At 73.8% G+C, this 15919-nt stretch carries 14 protein-coding genes; 2 read left to right on the forward strand and 12 right to left on the reverse strand.

The features are described 5' to 3' along the window. Positions 1-6: 6 nt before the first annotated feature. From JOD49_RS07975 to JOD49_RS07985, 3 genes are read right to left on the reverse strand one after another with little or no spacing between them, the layout of a single operon-like run. Positions 7-3480 (reverse strand): ATP-binding protein, encoded by a 3474-nt coding sequence (locus JOD49_RS07975; protein WP_205306695.1) that lies wholly within the window; start codon positions 3478-3480, stop codon positions 7-9. Further along, positions 3480-4262 carry a DUF4194 domain-containing protein gene (locus JOD49_RS07980; protein ID WP_205306696.1) on the reverse strand — a complete coding sequence of 261 codons (783 nt, stop codon included), beginning with the start codon at positions 4260-4262 and terminating at the stop codon, positions 3480-3482. The genes JOD49_RS07975 and JOD49_RS07980 overlap by 1 nt, the downstream gene beginning before the upstream one ends. Continuing rightward, complete coding sequence (locus JOD49_RS07985; RefSeq protein ID WP_307822444.1) at positions 4259-6124, reverse strand: DUF3375 domain-containing protein; 1866 nt, start codon at positions 6122-6124, stop codon at positions 4259-4261. The genes JOD49_RS07980 and JOD49_RS07985 overlap by 4 nt, the downstream gene beginning before the upstream one ends. A 273-nt stretch (positions 6125-6397) precedes the next feature. Between JOD49_RS07985 and JOD49_RS07990 the strand changes: the two genes are divergently transcribed. Then, positions 6398-7147 carry a hypothetical protein gene (locus JOD49_RS07990; protein WP_205306697.1) on the forward strand — a complete coding sequence of 250 codons (750 nt, stop codon included), beginning with the start codon at positions 6398-6400 and terminating at the stop codon, positions 7145-7147. On the opposite strand, the gene JOD49_RS07995 is transcribed toward JOD49_RS07990, so the two are convergent. From JOD49_RS07995 to JOD49_RS08020, 6 genes are all read right to left on the reverse strand, one after another. After that, positions 7078-7662, reverse strand: coding sequence for a hypothetical protein (locus tag JOD49_RS07995; RefSeq protein ID WP_205306698.1), 585 nt, complete (start codon positions 7660-7662; stop codon positions 7078-7080). The two genes, JOD49_RS07990 and JOD49_RS07995, sit on opposite strands and share 70 nt — an antisense overlap. Positions 7663-7897: 235 nt before the next feature. After that, complete coding sequence (locus tag JOD49_RS08000) at positions 7898-8404, reverse strand: P-loop nucleotide/nucleoside kinase family protein (protein ID WP_205306699.1); 507 nt, start codon at positions 8402-8404, stop codon at positions 7898-7900. 145 nt (positions 8405-8549) lie between these two features. Further along, positions 8550-9221, reverse strand: a complete 672-nt coding sequence (locus tag JOD49_RS08005; RefSeq protein ID WP_205306700.1) for a hypothetical protein — start codon at positions 9219-9221, stop codon at positions 8550-8552. Between the two features lie 148 nt (positions 9222-9369). Continuing rightward, a complete protein-coding gene (locus JOD49_RS08010; protein ID WP_205306701.1) occupies positions 9370-10857 on the reverse strand; it encodes a S1 family peptidase in 1488 nt (495 codons plus the stop codon). A 103-nt stretch (positions 10858-10960) separates the two neighbouring features. Continuing rightward, positions 10961-11914, reverse strand: a complete 954-nt coding sequence (locus JOD49_RS08015) for a LysR family transcriptional regulator (protein WP_205306702.1) — start codon at positions 11912-11914, stop codon at positions 10961-10963. 178 nt (positions 11915-12092) lie between these two features. Continuing rightward, a complete protein-coding gene (locus JOD49_RS08020) occupies positions 12093-12557 on the reverse strand; it encodes a DUF2867 domain-containing protein (protein ID WP_205306703.1) in 465 nt (154 codons plus the stop codon). A 68-nt stretch (positions 12558-12625) separates the two neighbouring features. On the opposite strand from JOD49_RS08020, the gene JOD49_RS08025 reads away from it, so the two are divergent. Beyond that, positions 12626-13192, forward strand: a complete 567-nt coding sequence (locus tag JOD49_RS08025; protein ID WP_205306704.1) for a TetR/AcrR family transcriptional regulator — start codon at positions 12626-12628, stop codon at positions 13190-13192. A 22-nt stretch (positions 13193-13214) separates the two neighbouring features. Here JOD49_RS08025 and JOD49_RS08030 read toward each other — a convergent pair whose 3' ends face one another. From JOD49_RS08030 to JOD49_RS08040, 3 genes are all read right to left on the reverse strand, one after another. Further along, the gene (locus tag JOD49_RS08030; RefSeq protein ID WP_205306705.1) at positions 13215-13631 is read right to left on the reverse strand and encodes a VOC family protein; all 417 of its coding nucleotides are present in this window, start codon (positions 13629-13631) and stop codon (positions 13215-13217) included. A 157-nt stretch (positions 13632-13788) separates the two neighbouring features. Beyond that, positions 13789-15375 carry a DUF7059 domain-containing protein gene (locus tag JOD49_RS08035; RefSeq protein ID WP_205306706.1) on the reverse strand — a complete coding sequence of 529 codons (1587 nt, stop codon included), beginning with the start codon at positions 15373-15375 and terminating at the stop codon, positions 13789-13791. Positions 15376-15480: 105 nt separating this feature from the next. Continuing rightward, positions 15481-15912: a hypothetical protein gene (locus JOD49_RS08040; protein WP_205306707.1), complete on the reverse strand. Its 432-nt coding sequence runs from the start codon at positions 15910-15912 to the stop codon at positions 15481-15483. Positions 15913-15919 lie beyond the last annotated feature (7 nt).

The following is a 15919-nucleotide window of genomic DNA, read 5'->3' on the forward strand; positions in this document are numbered from 1 at the left end:
TGCCGGTCAGAGGGCCGCGTGGGCCTCCTTCTCCTGCTGGTACTCCTCGATCGTCAGCGTCCGCAAGCGCGAGTTGCGGCCCGTCGGGTTGTCGACGTAGCCCACGGCCGAGATGTACGGCTCGATCACGTGGATCTTCTGCAGCGGCGTCACGATGAGGAGCTGCAGGCCCAGGCTCTTGAAGAGCTCGAGCGCGAACCGCGTCGACTCGTCGGACCCACGGCCGAACGCCTCGTCGATCACGACGAACCGGAACGCCTTGGACCGCACCGCGCCCCAGTCGAGCTTGAACTGGTACGCGAGCGAGGCCGCGAGGATCGTGTAGGCGAGCTTCTCCTTCTGACCGCCGGACTTGCCGCCCGAGTCGGAGTAGTGCTCGTGCTCGACGTCGTCCTCGCGCGAGCGCTCCGACGCGGACAGCACGAACCAGCTCCGCACGTCGGTCACGCGACGCTTCCATGCCTCGTCGGCCTCGGCCTGCCCCTCACGTCCGCGGAAGCGCTCGACGATCGCCTTGACCCGCAGGAACCGCTCCTCCGAGTAGTACGCGACGGTCTCCTCGCCCGTGTCCTCGTCGCGACGCCCCTCGAGGTCGAGGCCCAGGGCGCCGTCGGTGCACGCCCGCAGGTCCGCCCGAAACTCGCGCACCTCGGTGTTGGGCGTGGGCGCCATCTCGAGGCGGATGTACCGACCGGGGTTGTAGTCGATCGCGCGCAGCGAGTCGTTGATGATCTCGACGCGCTCGCGGATCAGGTCCGCCTGCTTGGAGAGCTCGGCGTGGAAGCCCGCGATGTCGCGGATCGTGTTGGTGTTGAGGTACGTCTTGAAGTCGACCTCGAACCGCGGCAGGTCGTCGCGCGTGAGCCGCTCGTGCAGCGCCCGGTACTCGGGTGCCGAGCGCACGTCGTTGTCGAGCTCGGTCGTCTCGACCGGGTACGCCGCCCGGAACGCCGTCATCTGCGCGGCGATGCGCGTCCCGAGCTGGCCCTGCCGGGCCTGCGCCTCCTCGACGCGGCTCGTGAGCCGGGTCCTCAGTGCGCTCTCGACCGCGTCGGGCTCGACGTCGCCGGGCGCGCCACCCTGGGCGGTGGCCTGGTCGTCGGCTTCCGCGTCGAACAGCCGGGCGAGCTCGTCGACCAGGGCCGCTTCCAGCGGACCCTGCTCGGTGAGCACGCGCGCGGACCGGTCGCGCTGCGTGCGCGCGCTGTCGAGAGCGTGCTTGTCGGCGCCGGCCGCCGAGAGCAACGCGTCACGCTCGGATGCGATGCCCGCAGCCCGGGTCGCGAGGTCGCGGAGCTGGTCGGCGATGCGGCTGAGCTCGGTCGACGCGCCCTCGATGCGGCGCTTCTCCTCGTGGAGCTCGGCGATCGCGCGCACGGGCTCCTCCCAGTCGAGCTCGCGCCACTCGCGGAACACGTCGAGCCGGTTGAGCGCGCCCGACCGGGAGATCGCCGCGTTCTTCTCGCGCCCGACCTCGTCGCGCCGTTCCTCCAGTGCCGTGCGCCGCGTCGTGACGTCGGTGGCCTCCTCGAGCAGCGCGTCGATCTTGCCCTGGTTGCTCCAGCCGAGGACGTAGCCGCTGCGGTCGCGGACCGCGCGACGGTCGTCCTTCTCGTGGTGGCTGGCCGAGTGCTTGACCTGCCCCTCGCGCGTCACGGCGCGCGGCACGCGCTGGAAGTCGGCGAGCGTGTCGGCGCACACGTAGTCGGCGCGCCGTTCGAGCTCGTCGCTCAGCCAGGTCGCGAGGTCGCCGTCCTTGACCTCGAGCAGGTCTGCGAGGAGCGGCCCGTCGTCCCGGCTCGCGGGCGTCCCGACGGCGCCGCGCCCCTTCCCCGAGCGGCCGCCGGCGGGCTCGGGCACCCGGTGGTAGACGAGCTTGGACCGCAGGTCGTGCGAGTTGATCCACGCCGAGACCGCGTCGTAGTGCCGGGCGGGCACGAGCAGCGAGAGCGCGAAGCCGCGCAGCACACGCTCGGCCGCGCCCTCCCACTCGACGTGCTCGGCGCGCACGCCGATGAGCTCGCCCGCGAAGGGCAGGTCGGCGTCCGTGAGCCCGACGTCGGAGCACAGGCGCGAGCGCAGGTCCAGGCTCGTGCGGGGCAGGTTGGACTCGCGGTCGGCCAGCGACTTCAGCTCGGCGTTGATCTCGCGGGCCTCGGCCTCGACCGCGCGCAGCTCGGCCGCGACCTCCCCGGCCCGCCCCTCGATCTCGCCCAGGGCGTCCTGCGCGTCGGACTGCAGGTCGGCCGTGCGCTCGCGCAGGGCCGCGAACTCGTCCCGTGACGTCACGGGCTCCAGGCCCGCGGCGGCCAGGTAGCGGGTGTGCTCGTCGGCCTTGGCGCGGCGCTCGGCCCGCTCGACCTCGCGGCGCGCGACCTCGCCCTCGATCTGCGCGAGGCGGTCGCCGCCGTGACCGGCGCGCTCGACCTCGAGGCGCTGGCGCTCGGCGTCGAGCAGCGCGAGCTCCTCCTTGAGGCGGTCGAGGCCGTCGGCGCGGGCAGTGGTCGACGCCTCGAGCTCGCGGATGCGCGCGTCGAGCGCCTCGACCCGGCGCCCAGCGGTGAAGCCCCGCAGGGCCTCGCGCTGACCGGTCAGGGTGCGCACCTGCGCACCCGCGGCGTCGTACGCGTCCGCATCGGCGAGCAGGGGCGCGAGCTGGTCGATCTGCGCGCGAGCCTTGACCACGGCGTCGTGCGCGCTCGTGAGGTCGTCGAAGTGCGCGACGAGCTTTTCGGTCCAGCGGGCCGCGTCGAACGGCTCGAGCATGTGCTCGCGCACGAACTCGTTGAGGTCGCCCACCGACTTCATCGACACGGTCTGGTGGAACAGCTCCATGGCCTGCTCGGACTCGATGCCGAGCAGGCGCCGGAAGTCGCGCCCGTACTCCGGGAAGTGGTCGCGGATCTGCGCGCCGGACTCGCGCAGGCGCCGGCGCAGGACGTTGATGTCCCCGTCGAAGCCCGCGAAGTCGTCGGCGATCGTCATGGGCGAGGTGCTCGTGACGTAGAAGCGCTCGGGCTGGCCCTGCGCGCCGTCCTTGAGCCAGAACACCTGCGCCAGCACGGCGCGCGAGTCGAACCCGCGGTTGGCGAACTCGCCCAGGATGACCGAGTAGGTGTGGCCGCGGCGCAGGCCCACGTGCCGGGAGGCGCCCGTGACCTCGTTGCGCTCGGACTTGTAGTGCCCGGCCACGTACGAGCGCAGCGTGCGCTCGCGCGTGTCCGCGCCGGCGGCCTTGTTGTAGCTGATGCGGTTCGCGGGGAGCAGGAGCGTCGTGATCGCGTCGACGATGGTCGACTTGCCCGAGCCGATGTCCCCCGTGAGCAGTGCGTTGCGCCCTTCGAGCTCGAAGCTCCACGCGTACTTGTCGAACGTGCCCCAGTTGAGGACCTCGAGCCGGTCGAGGCGGTAGCCAGACCGCTGGTCCAGGTCCGCCGCCGCGTCGTGCAGCTCGACCGCGCTGAACAATGCCTCGGCCATCAGGACTCCTCGTGGGTCGTGCCGGTGCCGGGCTCGGTGCCGAGCATGCGGTAGGCGTCGGATTCAGGCCCGTTCTCGACGTCAACCGCATGCTCGGCCTGCGACAAACGCATGGTCAGCGCACCCACGGGCGCTCCGCCGTCGGGCACGGGCGCTCCCCCGTCGCGCGACGCGAGCTCGGCCGCGTACTCCGCGAGGCGCGCGTCGAAGTCCGCGAGCCACTGCCCGTCGACGAACGCCTTGAGGATGCGGCGCACCTCGTACGTGTCCGGGGTGTCGGGCACGGGGCGCAGGAAGCCGAGCTCGACCACGCGGCGCACGTTGGCCTCGACGCGGTCGCGCGCGCGGGCCTCGTTGCTGGACCCGGGCAGGAAGACCTTGACGAGGTCCACGATCTCGTCGCGCGTCAGGACCAGGCGCGTGTCGCCGCCCTCGGAGTCGAACTGCGCGAGGCGCTTGCGCAGCAGCGCGAGCAGCAGGCTCACGTCGAACGACAGCTCGCGGCGCGCGACGAGGCGCGGGATGAACGTGCCGTCGTGCTCGTCCTCGGGCTGCGCACGCAGGTACGCGTACCCCTCGGACTCGTCGATCACGATCTCCAGGCCCAGCGTCGCGACGAAGTCCCGCGCCTGCGCCTCGAGCGCGAGCAGGTCGCGCCACGTGCGCGTGCCCGCCTCGCGGTAGACGACGCCCTTGACGAGCGAGGTCACGACGAGCGAGAGCTCGGGGCTGGGCCCACCGGTCTGCCCGGGACGTTCGGTCCGGACGGGCTGCTGGCTCACGGGGTTCCCTCCTGGGGAGACGGCTGGTCGGACGGCGGGCTGGGCGGGGCGGTCGGCTGGTCGGGTGCGGCGGGCGGCGCCTGCGCGAGCGAGCGGGCGACCGCGCCCGCGAGGTCCTTGGCCCCCGTCCGGGCGAACGTGACCCGTGGGACGCGCGCGACGCGCACGCGCGGCCCGGTGGGCCTCGCGCGAGACCCGTCGTCCTCCTCGGCAGGGGCGACCAGGGCCTCGGGGCCGCCGGCGGCCTCGCCCTCCTCGGCGACGGGCGCCCCGCCAAGGCCGCTCGGCACCAGGGCGTCCACGTCGTCCACGACCCACCGCACCTCGTCCGTGTGCGCGGGGTCGTGCACGACGGCGAAGCGCGGGTCGTCGAGCGACAGGTACGTCACGAGCTCCGCGAGCCCCTGCTCGAGCGGGTTCTCCTCGACGAGCTGCGCGAGCGAGACCTGGCCCCGGCGTCGCAGCGCATCGCGGACCGTGCGGCTCAGACGCTCGGGGTCGACGTGGACCTGCGTGAACAGGGCCGACGCGTCGAAGTCCGCGACGCCCGCGGTCACGCCCTCGCTCGCGAGCGGCTCCTGGTGCTGGGGCCGGTAGAGGGGGCGCTCGGTCGGCAGGTGCACGTCGACCGAGGTCGCGTCCATGGTCGTCGCGAGCGGTCCGGTCTCCGCCGCGCCGAGCCGCAGGCGGTCGGGGACGTCCCGCAGCGCGAGGGCGCGCGACTCGATGCTGCGGAGCACGTCGATCACGCGCCGGTTCTCGAGCCACACCTGGTCGTCGAGGAAGCGGCGCAGCTGCTCGGACAGGACGCGCACGGTCGACTGCGTGCGCTCGCCCGCGTCGAGCCAGTCGTAGTGGATGCGGCGCAGGCGGCGCCCGGCGGCGCGGCCGGTGACCCCGGGGCCCTCGTCGTCGTCCCCGACCTGCTCCTCCAGCGCGGGCAGCGACTGGACCTTCTCGACGAGCTCGGCGAACTCCTCCTGCCGCTGGCGGTCCAGGAGGAAGTCGTAGAACGCGTGGAAGCTGCGGCCCTGGTCCGAGTCCGCGATCGCGGACCTGCTCCCGACGACCGCGTCCAGCAGGTCGCCCTTGGCCCCGTCCCAGCCCGTGATGCGCTCGCGCATCTCGCGGTCGAGGTTCCGGAAGTTCGCCTCGACCTCGCGGAAGTCCGCGAGCAGGTCCGCGGCCGTGCCCGTGAGCTGCTGGTAGCGGTCGCGCTGGGCGGCCGCGTCGAGCAACGAGAGCTGGCCCGCGCGCACGCGCTCGATCTCCTCCTCGATCCGCGCGCGTCGCGCCTCGAGCTCGCGCAGGCGTGCGTCGGCGTCGGACTCGGTGCCGACCGTGAGCTGACGCAGCAGCTCGAAGACCGTGTTGAGGCGCGACTCCGTGCCCACGAAGCTGCGCTCCCGCAGCGCCGAGACCCACGAGACGGCCTTCTCGACGGCCGGGGTCGCGTCGTAGTGCGCCTCCTCCGAGCCCGTCGGGTAGAACTTGCGCAGCCAACCCTGCTCGGGTGCGGACCAGTGGTCGAGGTACGCCTTGGGCGCGCGCGGGTACCTGCGTCCCCCGGCCGGGGGCTGCGCTTCGGCGTCCGCCCCCTCCTGCCCGACGACGTCGCTCCCCACCGCGGGCTCGTCCCCCTCCGGGGCGGGCCGGGGTTGCGCGCGGGCGGGTCGGTCCGGGCCGTCGATCGCGTACAGCGCGTCGTCGAGGAGAGAGACCAGCTCGGCCTCACCGATCGAGCGGACGTTCTGCTCGACGAAGACGGTGCCGAGGAAGCTCAGCGCGAGCGGCGCGTTGTCCGAGCGCAGGAGACGCCAGGCGGGGGTGCGCCGCAGGGCGTCGATGTCGTCGTGCTGCACTCAGGCCCTCTCGCGCGTGCTTGTTCGGTGCCGACCGGTGGCTGGGTCGTGCGCCGGTCGGGGCGGTTGCTGCAAGGAGTCGCACGATCAGCCGCACCGAGCATCCTAGGCGCCGGGTCCCACGATCCAGGGATCGGCACGGTCGTGAGGCGCACCCCGTCCCGCCGCCGCGGACCTCCGTCGAGGCGCTCCGTCGAACGATGTACGCGCGGCGAGCGAAGATCGCCGAGGTGGGCGACGCCGTCGGGCGGGCGCTCGACCAGCATGGACACCATGTCGAGCCTCCTGGAGAACCCGCTGGTCCTGCTGATCCTCGCGTGCGAGGTCGGCTTCTGGGTCGTGCTCGCCGCGGGGCTGATCACGCGATACGTGCTGCGGCGACAGCGCGTGAGCACGGTCCTGCTGCTCAGCGTGCCGCTCATCGACCTGCTGCTCGTGACCGTATCGATCGCGGACGTCGCGAGCGGGTCGCCGCCCGAGGCCGTGCACGGGCTCGCGGCCGTCTACCTGGGGTTCACGGTGGCTTTCGGGCACTCGATCGTCTCGTGGGCCGACGTCCGCGCCGCGCACTGGTTCGGCGACGGGCCGGCCCCCGTCAAGCCGCCCAAGGACGGCCTGGCGGGGCTCGTGCACGAGATGCGAGAGCTCGGCAAGGCGCTGATCGCCGCAGTCATCGCGCTCGGAGTCATCAGCACCCTGTCGGTCGTCGCGGGCGACGGCCTGCTCCCGCCCGCGCAGTGGCCGGGCGACCCGCTGTGGGGCTGGGCGCTGCGGGTCTCGATCGTGCTCGGGGCGTGGGTCGTGTTCGGTCCCGTGTGGGTGCTGCTGGGGCTCGGGAGCGACGCGAAGGACGCGGGTGCCGGGCGGGGCGAGGTGCCGGACCCCGTGGACCTCGCCGGGCCGGCTGCGGACCGCGCCGGGGACTCGACGATCCCGGCGGACTCAGTGGGTGGCTACCGGTCGGACGGGGCGAACGGCTCGAACGGCGGGCTGTCGCCGAACCGGTCGAACGTGTCGAGGTAGCGCGACGCCCACGACACACGGGTGATCTCGTCGAGCCCGAACCACTTCGGAGCCACCTCCCAGTGTCCGGCCGTGTCGAGGAACCACAGGCCGAGGCCCTCTCCCGTCAGTCCCTCGACCGCCCCGGGAAAGTACTCACCGGGCGACGTCCGCTCGGCGTGCACGGCGAGCAGGCGGCTCGCGCGGGCGACCGACCGCACGACCCCTTCGACGGAGGCGAGGTCGACGGCGAGGTCCGGTAGCGGGACCGGCCACGTCCCGAGCCCGGATGCGGCTCGCTCGACGAAACGTTGGTCCGAGCGCCGCGCACGACGGACCCGCGTGACGTCGTCGGTCCTGATCGCCTCGTAGCCGTCGGTGTGAGCCCGGTCCGCCAACGACCCGACGAGCGTCCAGTGCCCCGTCGCGAGCACCACCCCCTCCAGCAGGTCGGTGTCGGGGCCCAGGGTGCGGCGGTGGACCGTAACGACGACGCCGGTCGTGCGTGCCTCGTCGAGGGAGATCGTGCGGGACATGCCCGGAGCGTAGCGGCCGCGGTTCGCCATCGGGAGCGCATTCTCCGCGACCGGTGCGCCGAGGCCGCCCGCGACCGCCCGTGACGACGGCGCCCTGGCCGAGCATGCGGTGGGCGTCAGTCGAGCATGCCGTTGTCGTCCGATCCGGGCCGGATTCCGACCACAACCGCATGTTCGGCAGCCGGACCGGGCAGGCCGGGTGGTGCGGGTCGAGGCTGGGTGCGGGACGGGCTGATCAGACGTCGAGCCAGTCCTTGGCCGCGGCCAGCAGCTCGGCGTCGTCGAGCGAGGCGTCGAGCCGCGCCCTTGGGTCGGTCCAGGCCGCGAGCGCCCGGGCGCGGTCGGCGAGCGAGTCCCACCCGGGCTCGGGCAGCGCCGGGTAGCGCGAGCCGCGAGTCACGAGACGCTCGCGGTGCAGCCCCTCGTCCGCGAGGTACACCTCGACGAACCAGAGCCGGGTGCCGACCCGCGTCGCGAGGTCGACCCACTGCTGACGGGCCGCGGGGTGGTCGTTGACCGCGTCGACGATCACCGCGTTGCCCAGGAGCAGGTTCTCCTCGGCCGCTGCCTCGACGGCGAGGTACGCGCCCAGGCCGGTGACGTCGTCGTGCACCGCCCCTGCTCGCAGGAACGCGTCCTCGACGGGGTCGACGCTGAGCATCACCGCCCTCAGGTCGCGCGCGAGGAGGCGCGCGAGTCGACTCTTGCCGGTTCCGGGCAGTCCCGCCATGGCGATCAGCACGATCGAGAGACTAGGCCCTTGCCGACCGCGCGGCCCGCCGAACGCGCCAACGTCGTCCGTCGAAGGTGCCGAGAACGACGTCGAGGCCGCCACGGGACCGCCAGCGACCTCAACCCCGTTCTCGACCGACGCCCCGACGTCCTCGTCAGTGCTCCGCCGCGACGTAGGTCAGCCCGGCCGGTCCCACGACGAGATGCGCCCGGTCCCGTGGAGCGGCGGGAGCGAGCCGGTCCGGCCCGTCCACGCCGTCGCCGTCGCCCGCGACCTCGAACCCGATCACGGCGCGACGGAACGGGACGGTCCGGTGCACCGAGCGACCGACTCCGGCCAGCCATTCGTCGAGGGGGCGGCGCCAGGTGAGGGACTCGGCCCCCGAGCGGTCGTCGAACGGGAACCCGTCGACCTCGACACCGCCGGCGTCGAGCCCCGCGAGGGGAAGGTGGAGGACCAACCAGTCGAGGTCCACGACGTCGAGGCCAGAGCCCGAACCGCGAGCGTCGCCGTCGTCGCGCTCACCCCGAAGGAGCAGGATCCCGCACGAGGACTCGCCACCACCGGGAAGGCGCACCACGCCGCGCAGGTGCGCCCCTCGGACGAGCGCCCCACCGGCGGCCCGGACCGCCGCCCGGTCCTCCGAGGCCACACGGGCCTCGACCGTGCCGTCGACGACCGTGAGGCGGGAGAGGCCGACGGCGGCGACGAGGGCGGCGACCCGGTCGTCGAGGCGGTCGTCGTCGGCGCGCCCCACCAGCAGGGCGAGCTCGTAGAAACCCCCCGCCCAGTGCCGAGGGCTCATCGGGTCGTCGCGTCGAGTCATGGGACGACGATGCAGGGTGCGAGGCACTGTGTCCACGGACCGTGCCGATCGACCACGCCGTCGTCGTCGCCGCACGTGCCGAGAACGAGGCCGAGGCCGCCACCGGACCGGTGGCGACCTCGACCCCCGTTCTCGACCGAGGCCGCTGCTACGGCGTCGTCGCTCCCAGCGTGTACGCGCCGGAGCCCGCGTACGCGTTCACCGCGTACCGGTAGTACCCGGCGGTGCCGGTGTACGTGAGCGCCTCCGCGGCGCCGGAGGACGTCGACTGCGCGACGTTCGCCCACGCGGAACCGTTCCACTTCTGCAGGTACAGGTCGAGGTCCGTGCCGGCCGGACCGCTCAGGCACACGCGGTGCACCCCGCTGTTCTGGACCGTGACGTACGAGCCGTTCGGCTGGGCGACCGTGGCTCCGGCCGAGACGCTGCCCTGGTAGGTCCGCGCATAGCCCGGGCACCCGGCCGGCGGCGGCTCGTTGCCCCCTCCGCCCGAGGTCACGAGCGTGAGGCCGTAGGCCGAGAGCGCCTCGTTGACGGGCTGGAAGTACGTCGTGCCGCCCGACGAGCAGTTGCCCGACCCGCCCGACGTCAGGCCCTGTGCCTGGTTGCCCGCGAGGAGCGAGCCGCCCGAGTCGCCCGGCTCGGCGCACACGTTGGTGCGGATGAGCCCCGAGACGGTCCCCTGCGGGTACGTCACCGAGCTGTTGTAGGCCGCGATCGTGCCGCAGCGCCAGCCCGTCGTGGAACCGGACCGGCAGACCGAGGAACCCACGGGTGCGGCCGTCGAGCCCGCGACCGCGACGCGTCCACCGCTGTAGTTGTTGACGGCCCCGACCGGGGTGTTCCCCGCGTCGACCTGCACCCAGGCGTAGTCGTTGCCGGGGAAGCTCGACCCGCGGAACGTGCCGCCCGGCCCCGAGGTGCGGGTGCCCACCGTCCCGCAGTGGCCTGCGGTGACGAAGCCGCCGTTCACCGCGAAGCCCACCGAGCAGCGGCCACCTGAGCCCATGGTGTACGCGTTGCCGCCCACCACGTCGATCAGCGGACGGGGATCCTCGGTCGTGGTCACGTAGGTGATGGCGTCGGCGGGCACGCCTGCGTCCGCGGCCGCTTGTTCGGCGAGGGCGCGGCCGTCGTCGTGCACGTTGACGACGACCTGGTTGGTCGTGACGTCGACGTACCAGCTCGGGACCGCGGCCGGGTCGGTGAGCTCGCCGTCGAGCGCCGCCTTCCACGTGTCGAGCTCGGCGAGCGTGTGGTCGACGACCACGGGCGTCGCGCCTGCCGCACGGACCTCCTGGGTCTCGGTACCGTCGGCGACGCCCACGTACAGGGTGTTCTTCGCGGGGTCGACCCAGGCGCCCGCGTAGGCGTCCAGGCTCTCGGCGAGAGAGTCCTCGGTGCTCGCCGCGTCGGACTGGAACGCCAGACGCTTCGTCGCGTCCTTGGCGCTCAGCCCCAGGTCGCGCTGGAGGGCGCGCAGCACCTCGGGCGCGACCTTCGGGGAGGTCTGGGGAGAAACGGTCGGGGTGTCGGGGGTGGGCGGCGCCGCGTTCGCGGTGAGCGCCGCAGGTCCGGCCACGAGTGCCGTCGCGGCGCACGCCGTGGCGAGCGTCTTCCAGAGTGATCGTGCCATCTCGATGTCCCTTCGTCGGGTCCCGGGATCGCCGGGCGAACGAGGCTCACGCTAGGGAGCGGGACGTGGGCGGCACAGATGGCAACCTGGGCATATCGGAGCGTTATGTGAGGGTCTCCCCGTAGGCGTCGAGCCAGCACAGGTAGCGCGGGCTGCGGCTCGCGGCGTCGTGGTGGGAGCGGACGGCGGCGTCGACGAGCACCTCGACGGGCAGGTGCGCCGAGCCGCTGCGCCAGCCCACGTAGTGCGCCCAGCGCAGGGGCGCACCGTCGAGCGGCACGACCTGCGTGCCCGGGGTGTCGGGGAACGTCGGCTGGACCAGGGCGACCGCGTGCCCGGCCTGGACGAGGTCGATCACGGTCGGGCGGTCGGCCTCGCTCAGGCCCGACGGCGTGAAGCCCGCCCGCGCGCACGCCTGCGCGAAGCAGCGCTCGAAGCACCCCTCCCCGGGCCCGCTGAGCCACACCTCGTCGGCGAGCTCGCCCAGGGCGACCGACGGACGGTCTGCGTGCCGGTGCCCTGCGGGGACGAGCACGAACACGGGGTCGACGTCGACACGCCACCACGCGACCCCTCCCGTCGTGGGCGGGGTCGCGTCCGAGCACAGGCCCACGAGCGCGACGTCGAGCGTGCCTGCCGCGAGCTGCTGCGCGGTGTCGTCCACGGACCAGCTCGTCGCGGTCGTGAGCCGGACGTCGGGCAGGGCCGTGACGAGCCGGTGCACGAAGCGGCCCGCGAGGGCGCTCGCCACGGTCCCGACCCGCAGCGTCCCCGGGCCGTCCTCGTCCCGGTTGACGTGCTGCTGGACGTCGTCGAGCAGCGAGGTCATGGCGGGCAGCACCATGCGGGCGCGGCCCAGGACGAGCTCACCGAGGGCCGTGGGGTGGGCACCGCGCTGGTCCCGGGTGAAGACCTGTCCGCCGAGCGCACGGTCGATGCGGTTGAGCTGCGCGGTCAGCGCGGGCTGCGCGATCCCGAGGGCCGCCGCGGCCCGCGTCACACTCCCCTGGTCCGCGACGGCCACGATCAGCCGCAGGTGACGGAGCTCGAGGTCCATGCGCCCGAAACTAGCGCGGCGGGTGACGTTTCGCGCCTCGTCGGGGGTGGCCGGTTGCCGCGCCGCAGGCCCCCTTGCGCTGCCGAGCATGCGGTTGCTGTCGGTCGAGCATGCGGTTGGCGTCGAGAATCGGCGGTTTCGAGACGCCAACCGCATGCTCGGGAACGAAGGGGAGGGTTCAGCCGAGGCGGCGGGCGGCCCCGCGGAGCATCGCCCTGAGCACGGGTCCGTGAGCCAGGCGCACCGGGACGAAGTAGGCGCGCCCCCTCCAGCCGTGCAGGCGCACGACGGTCGTGACGCGCACGAGGCGAGCGGCGCCGTCGACCCCTACCGCGCAGCGGAAGTCCAGGTGCGTGTCGTCCGCGACGATGAGCGCCTCCTCTCCCTCGACGCGCGAGACGTCGAAGACGTCCCGGTCCGCGGGGCGCACCCCGATGAGCGGGACGAGGACCTGTCGGAGCCCCAGCGCGACGCGTACCCACAGGGGCGTCGAGCGGACGTCGAAGATCGCGCGGGCCCAGGTCGCCGGGTCGGTCGTCGCACGGGCCGGCAGGGGGACGACGACGACGTCCGCGTGGTCGGGCTGCGGGACGTCCTCGAACGCGAGCGAGGAGAAGTGCGGCTTCACGGGTGCTGCGGTCATGGGAACGCCTTCCTCGAACCGGATCCGTACGCCACCGTACGGACACTCCGTACGGTAGCGTACGGAGCATGCCGCCGACCACCCGCCTCGACGCCGCCGCCTGGGTCGACGCCGCCTACGACGCGTTCACGACCGCCGGGCTCGACGCCGTCAAGGTCGAGCCCGTCGCGCGCGCGCTCGGCGCGACCAAGGGGTCGTTCTACTGGCACTTCGCCGACCGGCAGGCCCTCGTCGACGCCGTCCTCGCCCGCTGGGAGGCCGAGACCGCGCGGATCGTCGAGGAGGTCGAGGCCACGCCCGGCAGTCCCGCGGACCAGCTCGCCGCGCTCTTCACGGCGGTCACGCGCCGCCGCTCGCCCCGGACGGGCGAGCAGCTCCTCTACGCGCAGACCGACCTCCCGGGCGTCGCCGAGGCCATGTCCCGCGTCACGGCCCGACGGCTCGACGTCGTCACGCGCCTCCTGCGGTCGGCGGGTTTCACGCCCGCCGAGGCCCGGGCGCGCGCGACCATCGCGCTCGCGACCGTCGTGGGAGCCGAGCACCTGACGCTCGCGACCCCGGAGCTGGCGCCCACCGGGGACGACGCCCGCACCGTGCGCGAGCTGAGCCTCGCGATGATCCTCGGGCGGGACTGACGGGGGCCGAGCGGGGTGCGGATCAGCCGCCCTGGGCCGCGACCTCGGCGTCGCTGCGCAGGATGCAGAACTCGTTGCCCTCGGGGTCCGCGAGCGTGATCCACCCGGAGCCGTCGGGGCGTCTGTGGTCGGCGAGCCTGGTCGCCCCCAGGCCGACGAGCCGTTCGACCTCCTGCTCGCGCGTCCCGTCGGTGGGCCGCAGGTCCAGGTGGAGCCGGTTCTTGATCTCCTTGCCCTCCGGGACCTCGATGAACAGCAGGCGCCCGCGGGACTCGGCGGGGGCGTCGGCGCCCGCGGGCGGGAAGATCATGCACTCCTCGTGGCCGGGCAGGTTCGGGTCGTCGGGGTCCTCGACGTAGCCGAGGACCCCGCGCCACCAGACCGACTGCGCGTGGGCGTCGCGGGCGTCGAACGTCGTGTGCTGGATGCGAGAGGTCATGGGCTCAACCTAGGGAGGCGCGGCGCCCGCCGCACGGCCTTTCCGGTCGCTGCGGCCGACCACGAGGTTCCGTGCGGTCGAGCACGAGGTTGAGGCCGTCATCGCCGGGAGAACGGCCTCAACCCCGTGCTCGGCACCCCAGAGGCAACCCCGAGCGTCACGGGAGCAGGAAGCCGTCCCGCACCAGGCCGCGCACCGCCGGGAGCAGCTCGCCCGCGAGGTCGCCGGCCGGGACCTCGAACAGCGACGCGATCGCCCCGATGAGCTGCCCCACGGTCAGCTCGCCGTCGCTCGCCCCCACGAGCGCCGCCAGCCCGGTCGACGCCTGGATCCCGCGGCCCAGGCCGTCGCCCTGCCGGACGATCACGACGTTCGGGTCCTCGGCGCCGGGCGTCAGGTAGCGCTCCTCGGTCACGTCGGGCGCCACGGACAGCCGCGACGACGCGAGCGCGGCGTCGTCGCGCGCCTCGAGCCAGTCGTGGGCCGCGAGCGAGGCCGCGAGGTGCCCGCCGAGCGGCTGGCGCACCGACCCCGTGTGCTCCTCGAGGCGGCGCAGGCTCACGCCGTGGCCCGCGGCGGGCTTGCGGAGCGTCACGATCCCGAACCCCACGGCCTCGACGTCGCGCGTCGCGAAGTCGTCGAGCCACGCCTCGTACGACGCGGCCCAGGCCCCGGGCTCGCGCTCGGGGGTCGTGCCGCCGTCGCGGATCCACGTCTCGGCGTACTCGGCCGGGTCGAGGACCTCGCGCTGGATGATCCAACCGTCGAGCCCGGCCTCCTCGAGCCAGGCCCCGACGCGCTCGGTCCAGGGCTCGCCCCGCCGGTGCTCCCAGTTGCCGAGCATCTGCGCGACACCGCCCGGTGCGAGCACGTCCCCGACGCCCAGGATCAGGTCGCGCACCAGGTCGTCGCCCGCACGGCCGCCGTCGCGGTACTCGTACTCGGGAAGGGCGCTGGTCGCTCCCGAGGCCCCGCGCGGCGTGATGACGAACGGCGGGTTGGAGACCACGAGGTCGAACTGCTCGCCCGCGACAGGGTCCAGCATCGACCCTTCGCGCAGGTCCAGGCTCACGCCGTCGAGGGCCGCGTTGAACTCGGCGAACCGCAGCGCACGCCGGGAGATGTCGGTCCCGACGACCGACTGCGCGTGCCGCGAGGCGTGCAGCGCCTGGATACCGCAGCCGGTCCCGAGGTCGAGCACCCGGCCCACGGGCGTGCGCATCGTGACCTGCGCGAGCGTGATCGAGGCGCCGCCCGCGCCGAGGACGTGGTCGCCCGCGAGACGTCGCCCGGTCGCGAGCTCGCCCAGGTCCGAGGCCAGCCACCACGTGACCGGACCGGCCGCGTCGGCCGCGGCGTAGGGGCGCAGGTCCGCCAGGGCGCGGACGCCGTCGTCGGGCCCGTTGCCCGCCGCGGCCACGAGCCCGAGGCGAGCGGCGCCGTCTGCCCCGACGCGCGGCAGGGCGGCGTCGAGGTCCGCGCGGCGGACCTCGAGGCCCAGCAGGAACAGCGCGGCGAGCACCGCACGAGGGTCCTTGCGGCCCGACGACGTCGCACCCGTCGCGTCGCCGAGCGCGGCCCGGGCGACACGCAGGGCGGGGACGGCCTGCTCGCGGTGCAGGGCCGCGGCAGCGAGCGGACCGAGGAAGTCCTCGACCCCGTCGACCGTGTAGGAGGCGGCCGCGAGGTCGTCGCGCAGCAGCGGCAGGAGGCGTGGGTCGATCGTGGGTTCACCGAGGGACATGCCCCTATCCTCCCCCGGTCGACCCGCGCGGCGCCCCGACCGACGACGAGGGGCCGGCCCCGCAGCGCGTGCTGCGGGACCGGCCCCGTCGGGCGGGTGCTCGGGTCAGGCCGTGCAGTTCTCCGCGGAGAACGTCTCGAGGTTCTTCATCGCGGCCGTCACCTTGTCGCTCTGGATGTCCTCGCCGACCGCCGTGGCCTTGTCGAGGAAGGCCGGGTCCGTCGGGTCGAGGTCGTTGAGCTCGGTGAAGGCGTCGCCGGCCCCGGACATGGCGTCGGTGAGGACCGTCCAGTCCGCGGCGACCTCGTCGGGGGCCGTGATCTTCTTCATCTCGGCGGCCAGGGTCGTGAACGCGTCACCCGTGCTGGCGAGGTCCGAGGGGTCGACGTCGGACATGGTCGAGTCGAGGTCCTCGCCCGCCTTGCAGAACGCGGCGACGTCGGCGCCACCGCCGCTGCAGGCCGCGAGCGAGAGGGTCAGGAGGACGGCGGTCGCGAGGCCGCCGACGGTCGTGGTCGAGCTTTTTCGGTTGGTCACGGACCCC

It is taken from the genome of Oerskovia jenensis (assembly GCF_016907235.1).
GTDB classification, from domain to species: Bacteria; Actinomycetota; Actinomycetes; order Actinomycetales; family Cellulomonadaceae; genus Oerskovia; species Oerskovia jenensis.

Bases quoted from the DNA above. Each gene is read 5' to 3' on its own strand.
- JOD49_RS07995 (WP_205306698.1), bottom strand. From the start codon at position 7,662: ATGTCCCGCACGATCTCCCTCGACGAGGCACGCACGACCGGCGTCGTC.
- JOD49_RS08030 (WP_205306705.1), bottom strand. From the start codon at position 13,631: ATGACCTCTCGCATCCAGCACACGACGTTCGACGCCCGCGACGCCCAC.
- JOD49_RS08020 (WP_205306703.1), bottom strand. From the start codon at position 12,557: ATGACCGCAGCACCCGTGAAGCCGCACTTCTCCTCGCTCGCGTTCGAG.
- JOD49_RS08005 (WP_205306700.1), bottom strand. From the start codon at position 9,221: ATGACTCGACGCGACGACCCGATGAGCCCTCGGCACTGGGCGGGGGGT.
- JOD49_RS08035 (WP_205306706.1), bottom strand. From the start codon at position 15,375: ATGTCCCTCGGTGAACCCACGATCGACCCACGCCTCCTGCCGCTGCTG.
- JOD49_RS08015 (WP_205306702.1), bottom strand. From the start codon at position 11,914: ATGGACCTCGAGCTCCGTCACCTGCGGCTGATCGTGGCCGTCGCGGAC.
- JOD49_RS08010 (WP_205306701.1), bottom strand. From the start codon at position 10,857: ATGGCACGATCACTCTGGAAGACGCTCGCCACGGCGTGCGCCGCGACG.
- JOD49_RS08025 (WP_205306704.1), top strand. From the start codon at position 12,626: ATGCCGCCGACCACCCGCCTCGACGCCGCCGCCTGGGTCGACGCCGCC.
- JOD49_RS07990 (WP_205306697.1), top strand. From the start codon at position 6,398: ATGTCGAGCCTCCTGGAGAACCCGCTGGTCCTGCTGATCCTCGCGTGC.
- JOD49_RS07975 (WP_205306695.1), bottom strand. From the start codon at position 3,480: ATGGCCGAGGCATTGTTCAGCGCGGTCGAGCTGCACGACGCGGCGGCG.